Consider the following 21,014-nt stretch of genomic DNA (forward strand, 5'->3'; position numbering starts at 1 on the left):
GGAGTTACTGGGCGTCGGGTTTGATCGGGGCCTGTCGATGGAATCCAAGCAGCCTTCAAAGAACCCTCTGGCGGTAGAGCCGAAAATATGAAATACTGAGGGGATAGAGTTTTCTGAAGTTTAATCTATTGCCTCAGTTAGCTCCATATTGCTAAAATGTGATATTTAGATTAATTTCTTTCTACAATTATTAGGTCTAAGTTCTATGACAAACTTAATGAACCGCCTTTCTATTTTTGTGGACGGGAACAATATGTTCTACGCTCAACAAAAGAACGGTTGGTTTTTTGATCCACGCAGGGTGCTCGAATATTTCAAAACTTCGCAGCCGAATGTCATCTTGATTAATGCTTTCTGGTATACGGGTTTGAAAGACCCGCAAGATCAAAGGGGATTTCGAGATGCTTTGATTAGTCTTGGTTACACGGTTCGCACTAAGATTCTTAAGGAATATTACGATGATGCTTCGGGCCGATATTCTCAAAAGGCTAATTTAGACATCGAGATTGTGGTTGATATGTTTAATACGGTGGATCAGTACGACCAAGTTGTGCTGTTTAGCGGAGATGGGGATTTTGAGCGGGCTATAGAGCTACTGCGATCGAAAAATACTCATATTACTGTGGTATCCACCGAAGGCATGATTGCTAGAGAATTGCGAAATGCTACTGATAGGTATATCGACCTAAATGAAATTCGGGAACATATCGAAAAGATGGATTATTAGTCAGTTGACAGTTGACGGTTGACAGTTGACAGTTGACAGTTGACAGGGAAGCAGTACGATTTCATTAGTCATTAGTTATTAGTTATTAGTCAGCAGTCAGCAGTCAGCAGTCAGCAGTCAGCAGTCAGCAGTCAGCAGTCAGGCGTTATGGGTTGTTAATTATTAATTATTCGTTATGGGCGCGAAACACAAGACTGGTGACTGGTACTAATTGCCCAGAACAGCGGACAAGTAAAAATCAGGAGAACACTTTTTTAGAGCTATGAAAACTCAACCAAGTCAAGACCGGATTATTATTTTCGATACGACTTTGCGGGACGGAGAACAATCTCCGGGTGCATCTCTGAATGTGGATGAAAAGCTGACTATTGCTCGCCAGTTAGCAAGATTGGGCGTGGATGTGATTGAAGCTGGTTTTCCTTTCACCAGCACGGGAGATTTTGAGGCTGTCCAAAAAATAGCCCGATCGGTTGGTACGGAAAATGGGCCGAGAATTTGCGGTTTGGCAAGGGCGAGAAAGCCGGATATTAAAACAGCAGCCGAAGCTCTGAAACCAGCCGTAAATTCGCGTATTCATACGTTTCTGGCTACGTCTGATATTCACTTGGAGTATAAGCTGAAAAAGACGCGGGCTGAGATTCTGGAAATTGTGCCGGAAATGGTGGCCTACGCTAAGTCTTTTGTGGATGATGTGGAGTTTTCGCCGGAAGATGCTTGTCGTTCGGAACCGGAGTTTTTGTATCAAGTTCTGGAACGGGCGATCGCAGCCGGTGCAACTACTGTTAATATTCCCGATACTGTGGGCTACACTACTCCGAGTGAGTTTGGGGCTTTGATTCGGGGAATTAAGGAAAATGTGCCGAATATCGATCGCGCAATTATTTCGGTTCACGGTCACAATGACTTAGGATTGGCTGTTGCTAACTTTTTGGAAGCTGTGAAAAATGGCGCCAGACAGTTAGAATGCACGATTAATGGTATTGGCGAACGGGCGGGAAATGCGGCTTTGGAAGAGTTGGTAATGGCGCTTTACGTGCGCCGCCAATATTTTAATCCGTTCTTGGGCCGGCCTGCGGATTCTGACGAACCGCTGACAAATATTGACTCGCGCCAAATTTACAAAACTTCCCGCTTGGTTTCCAATTTAACGGGAATGTTGGTGCAGCCAAATAAGGCGATAGTCGGGGCCAATGCTTTCGCCCACGAGTCGGGAATTCACCAAGACGGGGTGCTGAAAAATAAGCTGACATACGAGATTATGGACGCTGAGTCGATCGGCTTAACGGAAAATCAAATCGTATTAGGCAAATTATCCGGCCGCCACGCATTTCACACTCGCTTGAAAGAGTTGGGTTTTGAAATGGCCGACGATGAGCTGAATAAGGCTTTTGTCAAGTTTAAGGATTTGGCGGACAAGAAAAAAGAGATTACTGATTGGGATTTGGAGGCGATCGCCAATAACGAAGTCCACCAAGCGCCGGAACTTTTCCGGTTAGAATTGGTGCAGGTTTCCTGTGGCGACAAATCTCGCCCGACAGCAACCGTCACGGTGCGGAATCCGGCGGGGGAAGAATTGACCGATGCTGCGATCGGCACTGGCCCCGTGGATGCCATTTACAGGGCCATTAACCGCGTGGTAAATGTACCGAACGAGTTGATCGAGTTTTCTGTACAATCGGTGACAGCGGGCATAGATGCGATCGGCGAAGTAACAATCCGCTTACGTCATGAAGGCAAAGTATTTTCTGGACACTCAGCAAATACCGACATCATCGTAGCCTCCGCAGAAGCATACATCAGCGCCTTAAATCGCCTGTATCAAGTCTTGCAAGCTAATACTGAAAAATTCTCCGAAAAGCCAACTCAGATCAGAAATGAAGTTGTTGCAGAAGCACAGCGCTGATAAATTGATTATCAGCCATCTTGCTTAAAACAAACCGCAGACGAACCCAGAGGAAAGCAGATAAATATCAATTAATCTGCGTTAATCGACGTTCATCTGCGGTTTAAAATTAATTATGTCATTAATAACAAACCCTTAAAAAATGCAAGAAGAAACTTTAAAAAAAGAGCGACAATTCCACGATGCTTGGGCATCTACCATCGACATTGACGGCATTCGAGTCAATGATTACTTTGAAGCTTGTACCGCCCCGGAAAATAGATTTATCCTCAAACAAATGGGCGATATTACAGGTAAACGCCTGTTAGATTTAGGCTGCGGCGCGGGGGAAAATAGCGTTTATTTTGCTAAAAAAGGCGCGCATTGTGTAGCCGCAGACTATTCTCAGGGCATGGTAGATGTAGCCCTGAAATTGGCAGAAAAAAACGGCGTTATCATAGAAGGTTGCACTGTCAATGCAATGGCGCTAGATTTCCCGGATAACTGTTTTGATATTGTTTACGCTTCTAACTTGCTGCACCATTTACCGGAACCAGAAAAGGCAATTCGCGAAATGCAGCGCGTGCTAAAACCGGGTGGAAAAGCTTGTTTTTGGGACCCGATGAAGCACAATCCGGTGATTAATGTTTACCGCAGGATGGCTACTGAGGTGCGGACTGAGGATGAAACTCCTTTGGATATTAATATTGTGAATTTTGTCAAGTCTTTGTTTTCTGAGACGACTTATGATACGTTTTGGCTGACGGCGCTGTGGATTTTTTTGCGCTTTTATTTAATCGAAAAAGTGCATCCGAATGATGAGCGTTATTGGAAGAAGATTATTCTTGAACAAGAAAGGTTGAAACCAGAATATTCTCGGTTGGAAGGGTTGGATGGGTTTTTGAAGAAGTTGCCTTTGATGAAGCGCTTGGCTTGGAATTTGGCTGTGGTAGCAACGAAGTAGTTAAAATAAGGAAGAAGGAAGAAGGAAGAAGGAAGAGGGAAGAAGGAAGAAGGAATAAGAAGGCTTTAGTGGTAGGGTGCGTCAGTTTTTAGATTCTTGCATCAGCGCCGAAAGTATGATTTTGACGCACCATTTATTGTCCGGTGCGTCAGTTGTGAGATTGTTGGTTTGTCGCAAAAATAATCCTAGCTGACGCACGCTACTGAAAACTATAAAAAGAAGTACAATAAGTCTAAGCATTTAATTAAGAGGCTAATTATGCCAGAAACTATTACTGCTGTCTACGAAAATGGGGTTTTTCGCCCTTTGAGTTCTGTGTCTTTCCAAGATGGGGAAACTGTGCTACTCAAAATAGTGCCGGAAGTTTCAGCGGAACAGCTTAAGAACGATCGCGAATTAACGATTAAGCTGATGGATAAACGCGGGTTAATCCGTTGGCCAAATAAGCAGAGTCAAATCGATCCAGCCGAATTAGCGCGACGCGAAAAAAATTGGCGCGAACTGTTTGAAAAACTAAAGGGAAGACCTGGAACACCTGTCTCTGAAATAGTTATCGAGGATCGCGGCCCGTGGTAAATGCTTATTTTCTCGATACCAGCGCTTTGGTTAAACGATATGTGCCGGAAATAGGAAGTAATTGGATTCAATCAATTGCTGATGTGGATAGCAATAACGATTTAGCTATTAGTCAGCTTACATGGGTGGAGGTACACAGCGCATTTGCGCGCCGTCAGCGCGAGGGAAGTCTGTCTGCTGGTGAACTCGATTTATTGTTGGAAAAGTTTCGCAATGACTTTAATACTCAATACCGAGTAATCGAAGTTGACCCAGCGTTGATTGAAAGGGCGGGTCAACTGGTTATTCAATACCCGTTACGCGCCTATGATTCTGTACAATTGGCATCGGGTTTGTACGTTCAATCTGTTTTAGCATCAATGCCAGAAACTCAACTAATTTTTGTTTCGGCGGATAACAGGTTGCTGAATATTGCTCATTCTACCGGGTTGGCGATTGATAATCCTAATAATTATCCGTAATCAAATGGTTTGTAGTGAGGACTTTAGTTCTCCGATAGATGCGGACTGAAGTCCTCACTACGAACCTATATTGCTGGGGTGGTTATCTAGAGGATTTCTTTCAAGGTTTTAAGTAATATTTGATTTTGTTCTTCCTTACCTATACTAATTCGCAATTTGTCTTTTAATCGCGGCTGATTGAAGTATCTAATCAATATTCCCCGTTTTTTCAGTGTTTGATAAATCCTTTCTGCATCGCCGTTGGGCGGCCTGACTAACAAAAAGTTGGTTTGCGATGGCCAAACTTCAAAGCCTAATTCCTTGAAAGTAACGGCTAGTTGTACTCTGGAAGCCTTAATCTTTTCGGCGTTGGCTGTTTTGTGGTCTTGATCTGCGATCGCCCCCGCCGCCACCGCATAGGCTACAGCATCCACATTATAACTGTCTTTAATTTTATTTAACTCAGCTAACAACATCGGATTTGCTATAGCAAAACCTAACCGCAATCCTGCTAGCGAATAACCTTTTGAAAGCGTCCTCAAAACTATAACATTACTATACTTCTTTGTCAAGTCCAAAGCATGATTTTCTGCGAAATCTACATAAGCTTCATCGATGACAAGAATGCCCGATAACTCTTGAGCCAGTTTCTCCAAATCTGCCACAGATATCGCTGTTCCCGATGGACTGTTTGGCGAAGCTACAAATGTCACAGCACCTTGAGATGCTATTAGCAAATCTACTGGTAACTTGTAGTCATCGGGATAGGGAACTTCGACAAATTCTACATCCTGAATTTGTGCCAAAGTGCGGTACAATACATAGGTAGGTGAGGGACAAACAATTTGTTTTCCGGGTTCGCCCACAGCGCGAACAATCAAGTTTAATAAATCATCGCTGCCATTACCTACCGCAATCCAATCGTCAGGAACTCCCAAAACTTGACTAGCAGCAATGCGGAAAATTTTACCAGTGGGATCTGGATAGCGCCGCAACATTTCTCCGTCTATTTCCTGAAGCACTTTTAAGGCTTTTGGAGAAGGTGGATAGGGATTTTCATTAGAATTTAATTTAATAATTTTTGTGTCTAGCGGTGGCTGTTCCCCCGGCACGTAACCGGACATTTCGTGGATGCTTTGGCGAAAGTAATTCATCTATTATTTGCGTTAATCTGCGGTAAAAAAATCATATCAAACAATTAGTAACAATCCGAGTTACACCCAAATCAATTAACTTTTGCATATCTGCTGGATCGTCCACTGTCCACGCCACAATGTCAACTCCTTGAGTGCGGGTTTCTGCAATCAGTGCGGGATTTTCCAGCAAGACGCGATACTGGCTGCTAATCAAATTATCGCAATTCACCACAGCTTGAGACAATTGAGTTTTGTATGCTTCTAGATTAGCAACGATTTGCCCGATCGCCAAATCGCCATCTACCCGCCGCACTTGTGCCAAAAATCCATCATTAAACGAGGTAATAACGCATTTTTCTTTGATTCCTGCACCATTCAAAGTATTGACAAAATCCGCAACTTCTGCATCTGACCATTCGCAGTGCGGTTTGACATCAAAGTAGAGAAATTTGTCAACATTTTTCAGGATAGCTAAGGCGGCTTTTAGGGTAGCGATTTTTTCTGCTGAAAATTCATCGCTAAACCATTTTCCCGCATTGAGTGTCTGCAATTGTGACAGGTTTGTTTCCCTGACTTTACCGGAAACTCCGGTGATTCTATCCAGTGTTGCGTCGTGAAAAATTATCGGTATGTTGTCGGCGGATAGCTGGATGTCAAATTCGATCGAATCGGCTCCACGGGCGATCGCCTGTTCAAATGCTGCTAAAGTGTTCTCAGGGGCGATCGCCGAAAATCCCCGATGTGCGATAATTTCTAAATTCACTGTTTCGCGCCCTCTAAAAAATCTGCCACAGTTTGATTAAAAGTATCCGGTTGAGTCAAAAAACACCAGTGATTCCCCGGTACTTTTTGAATTACTAGATTTTTCAAGTATCTCTGATAGGGTTGCATTTGCCAATCCATGCGATTTACGCCTTTTTCCGGCTGTACAAACAAAGTTGGAATCTGAATGTTTTCAGTTAAACCGGCAACTTTCATGACTTCGGCAAATATCTGATTTCTAGCGGGAATCACAAATTTACTTCCCCAACTTCCGTCTGACTTTTGTTCGATTTGGTGTTGGAATATCATTTGCTGCACTTCACTCCAACCCGCGTATTCTCCCGATTGTTTGGCTGCTGCTTCTGCTTGGGCTAAAGTCGCAAACGGGCCCATACATTTGAGACAGTCTAATTTTCGGTAAACTATTGGTAGACTGAGTTTCATCACAGCGGGCAGCTTGGTGATGAAGATTGGGTCTACTAAAATCATACTGGAAAAGCGATCGCCATTCTGCCGCGCCCAAATCGGTGCTAGTTTTCCCGTCCAAGAATGTCCTACAATATGGGCATCAGGCCAGTTGAGGTGTACCATCAAAGCTTCCAAATCTGCGATCGCCCTTGTAAAAGTATAGTCTATTTCCGGTTTACTGCTCTCTCCGTGACCGCGCATATCTGGCGCTACAATATGATAGCGGTTCGACAAGTAATTGCCCAAGCTATTCCAGACAACCGCACTATCCGCTAAACCGTGCAGCAGCAGCAAACGCGGAACTTTTTCAGTCCCTGTTTGTGACTTCCATTCTAGGTAAGAAAGTTCGATATCTGGCAATTTTAAGCTGTGGCGTTTAGGCATGATTAGCGGTAATTTTTAGTATATTTTTCCCCAAAAAAAGAGGGCGGATTTTGTACGGAGATTATTTGTTCGTTGTTGAGATTTATCGCTAAACCCGCCCCAACAAAAAAAATGAGGTGAGAAACCCGGTTTCTTGCCAGATCCTTCGCTGTCAAACCAAAGATTTCGAGAAACCGGGTTTCTGAGGCTGAAAATCCTAAATCTTCCCTTTTAAGCTAAACAAAAGAAACTGAGTTTTCTGCGCTTCTTCAAAATTGTCATCGCTGACCAAAACTACACTTTTGCTGCCATCTGGCAACTGCGGGCCGAGAGTCATCCCCTCTAAATTGTACAGCGGAATTCCCAGTTCGCTCAAGTCTAACAGTAACTTTTTTCTCACAGGTTCGACCATTCCCACTTGCCCCTTAAAACTCTGGATTCTGGAAGTATCTGTAGCCGCCCCAACCGCTACTTGATAAATTTTAGCACCGTATCCCGACAGTCCAAAAGAACGCTCTAAACTCAAAAATTGACCGCCACCAATAGTTACCAATTCTGTTAATCCGTTCAAAACAGTCATCGGAACTTGGTCTAGTTTGTAAAGATTTTCTGAGACTAATTGCGGTGTTTTATCGACGATGATATAATGTAAAAGACGGAGTTTGGTTGCCTGTTCCGGGTCTAAATCTTGAATTAACGGTGCTGCCGTCGCTGTAAACAATCGAAACGGATCGAGACCGCCCGGACTAAAGGTTTCTGGATCGATACTTAAAGATTCAAAACCTAAATTTTCCTGGACTCCTTGCTGTTGTTTTTCATCGCTGGGATCGGGAATGTAGCGCTTTGGGATCGGCAAATTTCCTCGCAATTTCCCGGTAGTGAGGTCAAATTCTCCTAGAAAAGGAGGGCTGCCTTCGCTGGCAACAAATACTGAATTCCGGGGAGAAAGGGCGATGCCTTCGGGATTGATGGAACCCCAAGGGAAGGTTTCACCGTCTGCTTTTTTGAGGGAGGTAACGCCTTCAACTGCAACTTTTTTCAGGCGAATATTTGCTGGATCGCTGGATGTAAGATCGAGTCGGAGACTGTAAAATCTGGCTTCTCCGTTTTCGCTTTTGTCGTCGGAAAGAGCGTAAAAACGATAAGCTTTGGAAGTTACTCCACTAATACCTTTTGCGTCGTAGGTGATTCCTGAGAAACCGCCGACTGGTGCTCCTTCAAAATTGATTTTGGGCAATTGGTACTCGCCCAAAAAGTCTAGGGATATTTCGGGAAAAGAGCGGTCTTTAGCAACTGCGGGAGGCGCGCAAGCTGTGCAAACTGTTAACAAAATTAGGGCTAAACTGAATAAGCGCAAAATGCGTTGGCGAAGCCCGCCCCTACGGGGGCTACGCCAACGAAGAGGATCGCCCAACGCCTTTAAATGCCAAGAATTGCTCAGTGCGGTAAGTTTTATTTTGTTGCTCTTGTTCAATTGTTTGCTTTTGTGCCATCTTTGTGACATAATTTATACCCTTTTGTAAATATGCAAAACTTGATGTTTCGTGCGGGGCTGCCGAATCGCGGCAACCAAATTTTGAGAATGAGAAATTCTGTACCAATTGGGTGCTTGCTTTTCTTGTGGCTGTGTGCTGGTTCTGTTGCTAGCGCCCAAACTAATCCACCAGGCCTCGATCAATTTTCTCCTAATCCTCTAGAAATTACCACCCCCGATCCCCTAAAACCCGCCAGTGAATCTTTGAGTAACACTCAGCGGGACGAACTGACAGCGGCTTTGGAACAGTTAAACTTAGAAGCAGCGGCTAAACTGCAAGCTGGAGATGGGGCTGGTGCTTTTGATATTTGGTTCCGAGAATTACGGCTGCGTAGGTATCTTGGCCCGGCGGCGGAAATTGCTGCTTTGAGTCGGGTGGGAAGTATTGCTTGGAGTAGCAGTAAAAACCTTGAACTACAGCTTATTACTAAACGGTTGCAAGCAATTCACAAACAAGTCAAATCCCAAGTACCAATTAATACTGAGTTGCTCCCGGCTTTGGCTGCGGCTTTTCAGCAGGTGCGCGCTAAAGGCCCGACTGTAGAAGTTTACCAACAAATTCTCGAAAATGCGCGCCAAAATCAAGATATATTGGCTGAGGGTCGGATTTTAAAGGCGATCGCACTTATTCACATCAATTGGCTGAGTTACGATAAAGCCGCTCCCGTGTATGAGGAATTGGCAACTTTAATTCAGGAAAACCGCGCTTTATTTGTGGCTAATGCTGCTGTACCAAATTCTGCTATAACGGCGGGAAACGGTGCGCCGCCACAGCCTGTAACTCCTCCTACTGAGGTGGATACTCTGAAACAGTTAGCCTACGCTTACCAGCAGTCGAAACAACCCCTAAAGGCGATCGCAGCTAGGGAAAAACTAGCATCTGTGTATCTTAACCTGCAAAACCCGACTGCTATACCACCGCTCAAAATTGCGATCGCCAACGATTACCAAACTATAGGTCAAATCAACTTAGCAGCTCAATACTATCAGGAAGCGTACAATTTAGCCGTCCCTATTCAACAGTATGCCCAGGCTAGCGAAGCTTTGGATAAATTAGCATTGCTTTATCGATCACAAAAACAGTGGGAACCGACTGTGCGGATCTATCAAATGCAGTTGCTGCTGGAAGAACGCGCTTATAATTGGTACGGATTGATGAGTGCTTACGACAATCTCGGTCAAGTTTATCAGGAGATGAAGGCTTACGATAAAGCTTTGGAAGCTTATCAAAAAGGGTTGGAAGTGGCTCAAAGATTGGGACACCGAAAAGAGTATTTTGACAAAAAGATTATTAAGGTTAACAAGCAATTGCAAAGGACTTCGTAGTTATCAGATCCGGCTTGATTAGTTCTTATATATTCAATGTTTGTAGGGGCGGACTTAGCACCAAATATTAACATTTGGCAAACAATCTTAATACAAAAACCGCCCTTCCGATGTTTGGTCGAGCCCACAAACAATTCAATCCAAGGTGTGGATTTCGCACCCTAGAAAATATTAATTAAGGTGCGCAATTCGCACCAGAAACATTATAAAATGTCGTAATTCTTGATAAAGATTCGCAGCTAGCTTAGCACTGAGGCTTGCAGAGAGCAAATAGGATTTTATCTTTGCTGAGGGCGATCGCCTAACTTAACTGATTCTATTTGTTACAATTACTATTTGGATGTATTGTACCATTTTTGCGATCGATGACCATTTCCTCACCCGTAGCAGACACCGAAAACGAACCCCGTCGCGAAACAGACTGGCGGTTATTCATGAGGTTGGCATCTTACGCAACCCGCAGCAAACGCTTGCTGATTATTTCGATCGCACTATTAGTACCGCTAGCAGTCTCAGGAGCAATTCAACCGATTCTGATCGGACAGGCAATTTCGGTAATTCGAGCGGAACCTACATATCAATTCTTGCGAGGATTGCCTTTATCTGCTGCATTAAACATTTTAGCAGTTTTGCTGATGCTAACCATAACATTTAGATTAGCACTGCAATCAGTCCAAGGATATTTAGTCACGAAAGTAGGGCAAATTATTACTACTGACATTAGAAATGATTTGTTCGCCCACGTCACATCGCTAGCAGTGAGATTTTTCGATCGCACTCCTGTCGGTAAATTGATGACTCGCCTCACTAGCGATGTCGAAGCATTGGGGGAAGTATTTTCAAGCGGGGCGATTGGGATTGTTAGCGATTTATTTTCAATTTTAGTGATTGCCATTTTCATGTTTACCATGCAGTGGCAATTGGCTTTAATGTTAGTGCTGATGATGATACCAATTACCGCCCTCATAATTTATTTCCAGTATCAATATCGCATCGCCAATTATACTACCAGAGAAGAACTTTCCGATCTTAACGCCCAACTGCAAGAAAACCTGACTGGTATTGGCGTAGTGCAGCTATTCCGCCGCGAAAGATTCAACTCCGAATTATTTAGTGTCACCAACAAACGCTACATTAAAGCAGTTGATAAAACTATCTTTTACGACTCAGCCGTATCTGCGACATTAGAATGGATTGCTTTAGTGGCAATTGGAGCCGTTTTGTGGCTGGGCGGTGAAAAAGTTCTGCAAGGTACTCTTAACTTTGGTACTCTGTCTGCATTTATTTTATTTGCTCAACGTCTCTTCGATCCGCTACGGCAATTTGCGGAGAAATTCACCGCCATTCAAGCAGGATTTACCGCCGTCGAACGGATTAGCGATATTCTCAATGAACCAATCGAAATTAAAGATCCAACTAGCGGGGAGAAGGAAGAAGGAAGAGGGAAGAAGGAAGAAGGAAGAGGGAAGAGGGAAGAGGAAAGAAGGAAGAAGGAAGAGGGAAGAAGAGAATATTATTCGCCGTTGCTGATGGCAGGTCATCCAGAGGCACTTGCCTATAATTTATCTTCAAATGAGGAAGAATTGGTAGAGAATAATCAAACTCCTGTAACTTCTGAATATCGCCTATCAAGTAACAATCAAAAATCCCTAGTTTCCCATGCCCAATCAAAGCAATCTGAATCGGGAGAGATCCAATTTGACAATGTGTGGTTTGCCTACAAAGAAGACGAATATGTACTGCAAGACCTTAATTTTACCATCAAATCTGGCGAAAAAGTAGCATTAGTTGGCCCCACTGGTGCGGGTAAAAGTTCGATCATCCGTCTCCTGTGCCGCCTTTATGAGCCGACACGAGGACGGATTCTGGTTAATCATGTGGATATTCGCGATTTGCCTCAAGCAGAATTGCGCAGACACGTCGGCGTGATTATTCAAGATGGCTTTCTATTTGCTGGCGATGTGAAGAGCAATATTAGCCTGGGCGAAAGTTACTCGATGGAGGAAATTCAAGCCGCAGCAGAAAAGACGAATGTTGCTCGTTTAATTGAAGAGTTGCCCCAAGGTTATGATACGCAATTGCGGGAACGGGGAACCAATCTTTCCGGGGGACAAAAGCAATTGTTAGCGTTTGCGCGCGCCGCCATTCGCAACCCCAGTATTTTAGTTCTAGACGAGGCAACTGCTAGTTTGGATGTAGGGACGGAAGCTTTGATTCAAGAGGCTCTGGAGCGTTTAATGGTGGACAGAACGGCTATAATCATTGCCCACAGGCTCTCGACCATCCGAAATGTCGATCGCATTTTGGTACTCAAACGCGGGCAGTTAGTAGAGTCTGGCAGCCACGAAGAATTGTTGCAGCAAGAAGGTTTGTATGCCAGTTTGTACAAGCTGCAAATGCTGGGAAGTTGACAGTTGACAGTTGACAGTTGACAGTTGACAGTTGACAGTTGACAGAAGGAATATTTTTCCTAAACTTGGCAAATTTGCGGTTTTAGATTTTAGATGAGAGAACAAATCTGAAAGTTGAAATCTAAAATCTAAAATCGGATCACTTGCCAAAAATGATTTTCGACAGAGTTTCGGGCAGGTGAGTTATATGTTGGAAAAGCTGATTTGGCCCGATGCCAAACAATAACTGCATCGCCAGCACAATTGCTGCTAGAGCAATCGCTGTACCCACGCTGGCTTTCAATACTTTAAAAGCCCAATTGAATACCAGCCAAGATACAAGTAAGGAAGCAATTAAGATAATTAATTCTATTGGCATATAACATTTTTTACTCTGATGTTTAATTCAAGCAATACTGCCACGCTTCCGGGTTTCCTTATTAGAAATGCCGACATTTTTCAAGCCGGCTTTAATCATTTGCTGCTCTAACAAAGCGAAAAAGCTACTTCGATCGCCTCCGGTGACAACTGCTTGGTTGTGGGCTTCTGCTAGCGTCACCGGATAGCCACCGCCTTTGTGTACTTGAGCCAGCATCATTCCTAATGCTAAATCTAGCTGTGCGCGATCTTGTGCTACCCATTCCGGCACTTCTATTCTAGCAATTTCTGTGCCAACATGAACGTAACAAAAATAGATGGGATTAAGGCCGTATAAATCTAAAATTCGAGAGTGGGATTTCCATAATGGGCTTCTTTGTCCGGGGGACAAAATTGTTGCCCACAAGATGGCATCTCGCAAGGGTTCAAATTCTTGACAAGGTGCTTTTTCGTCAAAAGCACTGGTGGCGGAAAATCCGACGTTGGGGCAGTTTGTCATGCAGTCTGGTACTTCGTGGGTGCAAGCTTGAAATCGCAAAAAAGATAAGCTTTCGCTGCTGCGAGAGGCGCTTAAGTATCCTAATAAGGGAATTTTTACTAAGCGCAATTTGTCCCACGCTTCTAAAATTGGCGGCAAAATTCGATCGCGCGCTTCGCTAGGTAACTGTTCCAAAAACCAATAAATCAGGGAACCATCTACCATTGCCAAAGTTGGCGCTGGCAGTTGATTGTCGTTAAATTTTGCCCAATTGCAGCCCATTTCTGCGAGGGCAATGGCTTCGGAAACGGCGCGTCGGTATCCCATCCACTCTTCGGTTCTAATGCCCCACTGGCGCGAAGCATACAAGTCTTCGGGTTTGTAGAAAACTTCGGGCACGCTGTCTAAAACTGGGTGGCGACTTTGGCCGTAGTGCAGCATGACTGTACCGACGTTGATCAGGTAGCAGTAGGCGATTTCGTGGTGGCTGGGCGAAATTTGCGATCCGTCTGTGGCGAAGACTGTGTGAGCGGCGGGGGGTGCGGTGATGTAAGTGCGATCGGACAAAGGCTCGATCGGCGTGGCAGCATTGAATAAAGTGCGATCGTTCCAACTTTCTTGCAATTCCACCAAATTTTCCTGTCCCGCAGCCGCCTGCAACAGTAAACGTTGAGCTACTTCCAAGCGTTTGCGAGCCGCCAGAGCCTCCACATTCAAATGTTGGCTCATTCCCTGCATTCCCTTCGCTGCTTTAGTTAAATCGAGCATTGGTTTAGTTGACAGTTGACAGTTGACAGTTGACAGTTGACAGTTGACAGTTGACAGTTGGGGCGATGCCAAGAATGCCCGCCCTCAGTTGACAGCGACCTCTTCCTGGAAGGAAAAGGATTGGATGAATCAATCGTCTTCTTTTAATTTCTCCCGATCGGGGCTCCGGCTTTAAACCAATTCTTTCTGGCAATTTATCTGACTTACGACACTCAAAAAATCGGTTTATGTATACTTCTTGCCTAATTTTTTGATTCCAGCTCAACCACAGATCTAAGGCAGATTAACGCAGATATTTTTCTATTTCTGCGATAAATTTTATCTCAAAAAAAATCGATTTTTTTTTCGGGGCTTCCTTGCTTTTGTCTGAAATTAGTGTTATATTTACTTTATAATGGGATGGTTGCAAAAATAATATTTTGACAACCATCCCATTATTAAATAATACCATGTCAATGGTAAGAAAGTCAACAAAAAAATGAAAAAGTTTGAGGATTTTTTTTGCTTTTTACAAGCAAAAAAAACTACCTGAAAACAAGTCTAACATCAATCTTTGTCGGGCAGCCAATCGGCAAAATCTCCGGCAAACTGCGACAGAGAAAGCAATTGAACGGGTGGATTTTGAGCCACAGATTGCCGTTCTGCCAAAGTATTGTAACCCCAATCAGCCAAAAATAACTTCACCTGAGATAAATCCGGCTGCTGCTTCACAGAGAGCAAAGTTTTTAACCGGTCTTCCACAAACCAAATAGTCGTATCTTTGCCAGAAGTGGCCAAAAACTCCCGCAAAATTTGGTGTTTTGGCTTGTTGTATTCCTTGCCAAAAATCAACTCCGACGGCATTTGTACGCCCGCTAGCTGCAAGAGTTCTCGCACAAAACGTCCTTCCTTGGTTGTGACGATCGCCACTTTTACCGAACTTTCCTGCAATAATGATTTCAGGCGATCGGCTACTCCTGGATAAAAGCGGTGCAAAGACAGCCACCCAGCTAAATCCTCAGCAATCCAATTATCGCGCAGTCCGTCTAACATTGCGCCGACAGACTGGGCTTTTAAATTATTTTCGGTCAATAAATGCGGGACAATATTCGGCCAATCTAGCAAAATTTGCTTTTCGGTAATTCCTGTCACTAGGGCGCGAATCAGCAGGGGCATTTCCCAACCGGTTTCGATGGCGGGCCGCACTCGGTAGAAACTCAATGCTAAATCTGGATCGGGGACTGTTTCGATTGGTTTCCAGATTTGACAGTAGGTACGCCAAGCGGTTTGGAAATATTCGATTAGTCCGTCACAAATTACACCGTCAAAATCAAGGGCTAGAATTGTGGGAAAGTTGTTAGTCATCAAGCGATTTTAGATTTGGGATTTGGGATTTGGGTGAATAGTCTCGATTAAAAAGACTGAACTAGCGGTTGATCCGCAACTGATTCTAGTTTTTGGGACTGCAACAATTGCGTCCACTCTGCTTTCAGCATCGGATCGTCAGGAGCTTGTCGCCGCATTTGGGCTAGAGTAGTCAGAGTGTCGTACCAAATCGCATTTTTAGCATAGGCGATCGCCCTAGCCATAGGGTCGGGATTTGCCAAATCCTTTTTGAGAGTTTCCTGCGGTTCAATTCGCTCCACGAACCCTACAACATAATATTCCAAAGAGCGATGACATCGGGTGGTCTAAAATTAACATTTTCACTCAGTAGAATTGGCGGAGACTGAGCCTGCATCGGTGACAGGAAATTAGGGAGAGTAAGTGCGATCGCCAGTGCAACCCCATTGAGAAAACGTTTCATTTTTTGATCACCAAAGCACAGGGGATTTAAGCCCCCAACTTTAGGTGGGTTGTTTTTAGGCTGGGGATTTAAGCCCCAGCCTAAAAACTTCGCTGTCAACTGTCAACTGTCAACTGTCAACTGTTAATAATCCCTAGGATTTTGAATGTCAGCGGGCGATCGGCTTAATTTGTCAATCTTCAGCTTATAGGAAGAAGAACAAATTAAGCCTTGAGAAATAGGGAGGCTTAAAAAGACTGAACTAGGGGTTTATCGGCGATTGCTTCTAGTTTTTGGGACTGCAACAATTGCGTCCACTCGGTCTTCAGCCGCCCATCATCGGGTGCGAGGCTGCGCATTTGGGCGAGAGTCGCAAGAGTCTCGTACCAAATGCCATTTTTAGCATAAGCAATCAGCCTCGCCCTGGGGTCGGGATTTGCCAAATCGCTCTTGAGACTTGCCGATGGTTCAATTCGCTGCATCCATCCTTTAATAATATAATCTCCCGATCTTTCCTGAGGATCGCAAGCCAGTGCAAACGACCAGACATATCGCTTACCAACCTCAATATTTTTGGTCTTGTCTTTGTCAGAAAAGCTAACTCCCACAATTCCGGCTTTGTCAATTTTTAAACTAGATTCGTAGACTACTTCCGATTCATCTTCGTTTAGCAAAACAAACTCTACTTGAGCCGCAGGTTGAGAAACATATACAAAAAATGTAGGCGACTCTGTTAGCGTTAAGCCAATATTGCTTTCAGGTATTAAGGGAGTAATGAATAAACCCTCGCGCAACTGACAGCCTCGATGCGTCCCCCCTTGCCGATTGTCGGGCGCTGTGACATCTGGGGGTGTGAAATTAACATTTTGATCCAGGGGAGTTGGTGCAGGCACAGCCTGCATCGGTGAGAGCAAACTGGGGAGAGTAACTGCGATCGCAAATACAGCGATCACCAGTGCAGTAAAATGTAGAAAACGTTTCATTTTTACACCACATAGAATAAAAGTTGGGTTGGCATTTGTACTCCTGACTAGGAGTTTGAATCAAGCGCGGGCGATCGGCTTAATTTATCAATCTTCGGATCGTAGCAAGAAGGACAAGAGAAAGCCTTGACAAATAGGGAGGCTTAAAAAGACTGAACTAGCGGTTTGTCGGCAACTGATTCTAGTTTTTGGGACTGCAACAATTGCTTCCACTCGGCCATCAGACTCGCATCGTCAGGAGCTTGTCGCCGCATTTCGGCTAGAGTAGCAAGAGTCTCGTACCAAATCCCATTTTTAGCATAAGCGATCGCCCTAGTCATAGGGTCGGCATTTGCCAAATCGTTCTTGAGAGTTTCCTGCGGCTCAATTCGCTTCACAAACGCTTTAACAAAATAATTCCCCGACGGATCTTCATTGCAAGCCACCGAAAACGACCACTGATATCGCTTCTCAACCTCAAGAGCTTTTTGGCGCTCATCTTGGTTAGGAATACTGACCTCAACTATCCCTGGTTTGTCAACTTTGAAAGTAGTTTTGTAAACGTCGGTTCCTTTTCCATCTTCAGCTTGTAAAGTAAACTCAACTTGAGTAAAAGGGTGAGAAACGTAAGCCAAGAATGTTGGCGACTCTGCTAGGGTTAAACCAACATTGCTTTTAGGTATTAAAGGAATAATAGATAAATTTTTCGGACACACGCAAGGAGATGAATCCTGCGGACAAGTATCGCCTCGATGCGTCGCCGATTGCCTGTTGTCGGGGGCCTCTACATCTGGAGGTTTAAAATTAACATTCTGGCTCAGCAGAATTGGTGCAGGCACAGCCTGCATCGGTGGCAGCAAACTGGGGAGAGTAAGTGCGATCGCCAATACGGCGATCGCCAATGCAGTAAAATTTAGAAAACGTTTCATTTTTTCACCAAATTATAGAGATTTTATAGATCGCGGCTCTACTTTTAGCCCGGAGTTTTCACCTTCCTAGCGCGATCTGGTCAAGTTTTGATTTTTCACCAAAGCACAGGGGATTTAAGCCCCCACCTTGAGGTGGATTGTTTTTAGACAGGGGCTTAAATCCCCTGCCTAAAAACTTCGCTGTCAACTGTCAACTGTCAACTGTTAAATCGCCATCAAAAGACCGACAAAAGTTCAAGAAATAGCGATATTTAAAGAAGCCAAAACCAGCGGTTGACCTGCCACTGATTCCAGTCCTTGGGACTGCAACAATTGCGTCCACTTGGCCATCAGCCTCGCATCCCCCGGTGTCTGTCGTCGCATTTGGGCTAAAGTAGCGAGAGTTTCGTACCAAACCCATTTTTAGCATAAACGTCGAGCCTCGTCATCGGGTCGGGATTTGCCAAATCGCTATTGAGAGTTGGCTGGGGTGCTATGCGCTGCACGAGCCCTTTCACAACTGTATCTGCCGATCGATCGTCCGGTTCGCAAACCATCGAAAACGACCACACGTAACGCTTGCCAACTTCCAAGGATTTCTTGCTGTCGTCCGTAACCGGAATGCTAATTCCCACAATACCCGATTTGTCAACTTTAAATATTTTTTTATAGACAACTTTGTCCTCGTTTTCTGTCAGCAAAGTCAACTCTATTTCTGCCGAGGCTTGAGGGAGATAGACAAAAAATGTGGGATAATCTCTGAGGGTTAAACCGATATTAGTTAGAGGCATTCAATGAGTAATAGATCAACCCGCCGGACAAAGATTGCTACCACAATATGTCCTTGCTTGTCGTCCGGGGGCTGTGACATCGGGAGGCTGGAAATTAACATTCTGACTCAGCACCATCGGCGGGGATTGTGCCGGCACTAGCGCAAGTGAACTGGGGACGGTAGATGCGATCGCAGATACGGCTACCGCAAGTGTAGCCCCATGTAGAAAATGTTTCATTTTTTTGTACCTTTCAATATAATATTGCAAACATAGACACTCCCTGCTGGCGACCAATATTTTTGAGAAGCTAGTCTCAGAGCGCAGATACAGAAGTTGAACCTTGACATATCAATAACATTAATTAATTGGATCTGCAACTGGATTCTGGGGACGGCCAATCCAGGGGTAGAGGTCGCGACTATGATTCCATACACATTCGCTGATAGCGAACTGTAAAATTTTGTTACAAAGCGGTCGGAGTTTCCGGGTGATCTAAGATGGAAGAAGTCTCGTGTAGCTGGCTGCAAGTAAAATAACTGCTGTTCGGTGAAATAAGTCAAAATTTTATATTGTGGCAATGAGTAAAATATCTAACACAATTCGATCGGCAGCGACTCACTTGAGTCAACTGTATAAACCATCACTCTTATTTGCTAGGTCTGTATTAATTGCCAGCGCGGCAGTAACATTATCGTTGGTCGGCGCCAAACACCTAGGAATACTCGAACCAGTAGAATTAAGTGCTTACGACCAAATGCTGAGGTGGCGTCCAGAGGAAAAGCCAGACCCGCGCTTGCTAGTTGTAGGGATTACCGAAGGAGACATTCAGAAACTGAAACAGTGGCCGATATCCGATCGCAAAATAGCTGAAATCTTACAAAAACTGGAAAAAATGCAGCCGGCAGTCATCGGTTTAGACGTACTGCGAGACGTACCTTTAGGAGACGGGCGCGACGAATTAACTAAAGTTTTACAAAAAAGCGATCGAATTATCGGGGTATGTTTAGTCACCGATGGCAGCCCGGACAATCCCGGTTCTCCGCCTCCTCCAGGAATTCCCACAAACCGAGTGGGATTTGCAGATTTCGGCATCGATCCCGGCGGCATACTCCGCAGGGCTTTATTATTTATGAAACCGCCGACAATCAAGGGCGAATCTTCGGTAGAAAAACATCTGTGTAATGACAATTCTCAAGTTTTAAATTCCTTCAACCTCCAGCTATCACTCCGCTACCTGCACCAGCAAAAAATTGATCCCCAACTCGCACCAGATCAATCTTTATGGTTGGGTAAAACCAAATTAAAAAAACTAGAAACTAATGACGGAGGATACAGAAATATTGATAATAGGGGATATCAAATACTAATTAACTATCGCTCCAGAAGCAAGGTCGCCAACCAAGTCACAATTATGGATGTTTTAGAAGGGAAAGTTGATCCCAAGTTAGTTAAAGATAAAATAGTGCTGATCGGTTACACCACAGAAACCGTTAAAGATTTATTTTATACTCCTTACAGTGGGGGGCAGCAAAAAAATCAATTCATGCCGGGGATCGTGGTACACGCACAAGTAATCAGCCAAATTTTGAGTGCTGTTTTAGACAAGAGACCGATGTTTTGGTTTTGGCCGGAATGGGCAGAAATCTTGTGGATTTCGGGATGGTCAATTGTGGGAGGAACTATCGCATCACGGATGGCTCACCCAGGGAAGTTGGCGCTGACATTCGGGGCAATGCTGTCGGGGTGTTGCGCGCTCGGTTTTGGGATTTTTCTGTTGGGAGGGTGGGTGCCTGTGGCAGCGCCAGCCTTAGCATTAATCCTAACTGGCGGCAGCATTGTATCAGCAGACAGATTTAGTAAATCGGGATACGGGAAAGTAATTAGCGATCGAGTAAAACAAGTCTTCAAAATCGAAATAGACCAAGCCCAAAAAGAACAGCAAGTCGCAGAAATTGTAGAATCAGATTTCTTTAAAGAATTGAAGATCAAGAAAGATGAACTGAAAATTAGCAAAAAAAATAGCTCTGAAAAAGCACCCTCGGAGACCCAAGAAATAACGGTCGGTGCTGCGGATATTCCCCAGGCTGAAAGCGAGGCAGATGAATACTTAGCTCAGTTGCAGGAAAATGCCAAAAAGTACAAGCAGCGCGCCACCACGACTGCATCGGAAAGCGACTCAAAAACGGAAATCGCGATCGATCCTGGCGTGAGTGCTAGTTCTGACCAAACCGAACCCGATGAGGGGTTCAGCGATTTGCAAGCCAGGGCAAAGCAGATGCGGCAGCGCAGGAGCGCAGACAAGAGGATAAAAGATGAAAAGATTGATACTTTAACAGACCAGGAGGATTTGAGAGACAAGGAAAATTGATAGAGAACTCAATGCAATCACGAATTGCATAATAATAATTGATTCT

Annotated in this window: 21 protein-coding genes and 1 pseudogene; 9 read left to right on the top strand and 13 right to left on the bottom strand. The window is 44.4% G+C overall.

Features of this window, described 5'->3' with window-relative positions:
* Nucleotides 1–205: 205 nt before the first annotated feature.
* From QUB52_RS02845 to QUB52_RS02870, 6 genes are all read left to right on the top strand, one after another.
* A complete protein-coding gene (locus QUB52_RS02845) occupies nucleotides 206–727 on the top strand; it encodes a LabA-like NYN domain-containing protein (protein WP_006633075.1) in 522 nt (173 codons plus the stop codon).
* Nucleotides 728–989: 262 nt separating this feature from the next.
* The gene (locus QUB52_RS02850; protein ID WP_332972371.1) at nucleotides 990–2,630 is read left to right on the top strand and encodes a 2-isopropylmalate synthase; all 1,641 of its coding nucleotides are present in this window, start codon (nucleotides 990–992) and stop codon (nucleotides 2,628–2,630) included.
* A gap of 142 nt (nucleotides 2,631–2,772) precedes the next feature.
* Nucleotides 2,773–3,573 carry a class I SAM-dependent methyltransferase gene (locus tag QUB52_RS02855; RefSeq protein WP_332972372.1) on the top strand — a complete coding sequence of 267 codons (801 nt, stop codon included), beginning with the start codon at nucleotides 2,773–2,775 and terminating at the stop codon, nucleotides 3,571–3,573.
* Nucleotides 3,543–3,665, top strand: coding sequence for a hypothetical protein (locus tag QUB52_RS02860; RefSeq protein WP_332965708.1), 123 nt, complete (start codon nucleotides 3,543–3,545; stop codon nucleotides 3,663–3,665). Before QUB52_RS02855 ends, QUB52_RS02860 begins: the two co-directional genes overlap by 31 nt.
* 166 nt (nucleotides 3,666–3,831) lie before the next feature.
* On the top strand, nucleotides 3,832–4,149 hold the full coding sequence (locus QUB52_RS02865) for an antitoxin family protein (protein WP_332972373.1): 318 nt from the start codon (nucleotides 3,832–3,834) through the stop codon (nucleotides 4,147–4,149).
* A complete protein-coding gene (locus QUB52_RS02870; protein ID WP_332972374.1) occupies nucleotides 4,143–4,610 on the top strand; it encodes a type II toxin-antitoxin system VapC family toxin in 468 nt (155 codons plus the stop codon). Before QUB52_RS02865 ends, QUB52_RS02870 begins: the two co-directional genes overlap by 7 nt.
* An 86-nt stretch (nucleotides 4,611–4,696) precedes the next feature.
* Here QUB52_RS02870 and hisC read toward each other — a convergent pair whose 3' ends face one another.
* The 4 genes from hisC to QUB52_RS02890 form a co-directional block, all read right to left on the bottom strand.
* Nucleotides 4,697–5,743: a histidinol-phosphate transaminase gene (gene hisC, locus QUB52_RS02875; RefSeq protein ID WP_332972375.1), complete on the bottom strand. Its 1,047-nt coding sequence runs from the start codon at nucleotides 5,741–5,743 to the stop codon at nucleotides 4,697–4,699.
* Between the two features lie 31 nt (nucleotides 5,744–5,774).
* On the bottom strand, nucleotides 5,775–6,488 hold the full coding sequence (locus QUB52_RS02880) for a glycerophosphodiester phosphodiesterase (protein WP_332972376.1): 714 nt from the start codon (nucleotides 6,486–6,488) through the stop codon (nucleotides 5,775–5,777).
* Nucleotides 6,485–7,339: an alpha/beta fold hydrolase gene (locus QUB52_RS02885; protein WP_332972377.1), complete on the bottom strand. Its 855-nt coding sequence runs from the start codon at nucleotides 7,337–7,339 to the stop codon at nucleotides 6,485–6,487. The genes QUB52_RS02880 and QUB52_RS02885 overlap by 4 nt, the downstream gene beginning before the upstream one ends.
* 196 nt (nucleotides 7,340–7,535) lie before the next feature.
* On the bottom strand, nucleotides 7,536–8,792 hold the full coding sequence (locus QUB52_RS02890; protein ID WP_332976111.1) for an esterase-like activity of phytase family protein: 1,257 nt from the start codon (nucleotides 8,790–8,792) through the stop codon (nucleotides 7,536–7,538).
* A gap of 108 nt (nucleotides 8,793–8,900) precedes the next feature.
* Here QUB52_RS02890 and QUB52_RS02895 point away from each other — a divergent pair, with 108 nt between their 5' ends.
* Together QUB52_RS02895 and QUB52_RS02900 are read left to right on the top strand one after the other, a co-directional pair.
* Complete coding sequence (locus QUB52_RS02895; RefSeq protein WP_332972379.1) at nucleotides 8,901–10,178, top strand: tetratricopeptide repeat protein; 1,278 nt, start codon at nucleotides 8,901–8,903, stop codon at nucleotides 10,176–10,178.
* A 365-nt stretch (nucleotides 10,179–10,543) separates the two neighbouring features.
* Nucleotides 10,544–12,589 carry an ABC transporter ATP-binding protein gene (locus QUB52_RS02900; RefSeq protein WP_332972390.1) on the top strand — a complete coding sequence of 682 codons (2,046 nt, stop codon included), beginning with the start codon at nucleotides 10,544–10,546 and terminating at the stop codon, nucleotides 12,587–12,589.
* Between the two features lie 139 nt (nucleotides 12,590–12,728).
* Here QUB52_RS02900 and QUB52_RS02905 read toward each other — a convergent pair whose 3' ends face one another.
* From QUB52_RS02905 to QUB52_RS02950, 9 genes and pseudogenes are all read right to left on the bottom strand, one after another.
* Nucleotides 12,729–12,947 carry a hypothetical protein gene (locus QUB52_RS02905; protein ID WP_332972380.1) on the bottom strand — a complete coding sequence of 73 codons (219 nt, stop codon included), beginning with the start codon at nucleotides 12,945–12,947 and terminating at the stop codon, nucleotides 12,729–12,731.
* Nucleotides 12,948–12,974: 27 nt separating this feature from the next.
* Nucleotides 12,975–14,192, bottom strand: coding sequence for a DNA double-strand break repair nuclease NurA (locus QUB52_RS02910; protein ID WP_332972381.1), 1,218 nt, complete (start codon nucleotides 14,190–14,192; stop codon nucleotides 12,975–12,977).
* A gap of 546 nt (nucleotides 14,193–14,738) precedes the next feature.
* Nucleotides 14,739–15,536 carry an HAD family hydrolase gene (locus QUB52_RS02915; RefSeq protein ID WP_332972382.1) on the bottom strand — a complete coding sequence of 266 codons (798 nt, stop codon included), beginning with the start codon at nucleotides 15,534–15,536 and terminating at the stop codon, nucleotides 14,739–14,741.
* A gap of 47 nt (nucleotides 15,537–15,583) precedes the next feature.
* Nucleotides 15,584–15,841: a DUF928 domain-containing protein gene (locus QUB52_RS02920; RefSeq protein WP_332972383.1), complete on the bottom strand. Its 258-nt coding sequence runs from the start codon at nucleotides 15,839–15,841 to the stop codon at nucleotides 15,584–15,586.
* On the bottom strand, nucleotides 15,823–15,978 hold the full coding sequence (locus QUB52_RS02925) for a hypothetical protein (RefSeq protein WP_265235796.1): 156 nt from the start codon (nucleotides 15,976–15,978) through the stop codon (nucleotides 15,823–15,825). Before QUB52_RS02925 ends, QUB52_RS02920 begins: the two co-directional genes overlap by 19 nt.
* 227 nt (nucleotides 15,979–16,205) lie before the next feature.
* Nucleotides 16,206–16,940: a DUF928 domain-containing protein gene (locus tag QUB52_RS02930; RefSeq protein ID WP_265235797.1), complete on the bottom strand. Its 735-nt coding sequence runs from the start codon at nucleotides 16,938–16,940 to the stop codon at nucleotides 16,206–16,208.
* A gap of 143 nt (nucleotides 16,941–17,083) precedes the next feature.
* Nucleotides 17,084–17,848: a DUF928 domain-containing protein gene (locus QUB52_RS02935; RefSeq protein ID WP_332965723.1), complete on the bottom strand. Its 765-nt coding sequence runs from the start codon at nucleotides 17,846–17,848 to the stop codon at nucleotides 17,084–17,086.
* Nucleotides 17,849–18,082: 234 nt separating this feature from the next.
* Nucleotides 18,083–18,618 (bottom strand): annotated as a pseudogene (locus tag QUB52_RS02945) (DUF928 domain-containing protein).
* Nucleotides 18,619–18,633: 15 nt separating this feature from the next.
* The gene (locus QUB52_RS02950) at nucleotides 18,634–18,837 is read right to left on the bottom strand and encodes a hypothetical protein (RefSeq protein WP_332972385.1); all 204 of its coding nucleotides are present in this window, start codon (nucleotides 18,835–18,837) and stop codon (nucleotides 18,634–18,636) included.
* 340 nt (nucleotides 18,838–19,177) lie between these two features.
* Between QUB52_RS02950 and QUB52_RS02955 the strand changes: the two genes are divergently transcribed.
* Nucleotides 19,178–20,968, top strand: a complete 1,791-nt coding sequence (locus QUB52_RS02955) for a CHASE2 domain-containing protein (protein ID WP_332972386.1) — start codon at nucleotides 19,178–19,180, stop codon at nucleotides 20,966–20,968.
* Nucleotides 20,969–21,014: the final 46 nt, after the last annotated feature.

This window comes from Microcoleus sp. A6-C6, assembly GCF_036705955.1.
Taxonomy (GTDB): Bacteria; Cyanobacteriota; Cyanobacteriia; order Cyanobacteriales; family Microcoleaceae; genus Microcoleus.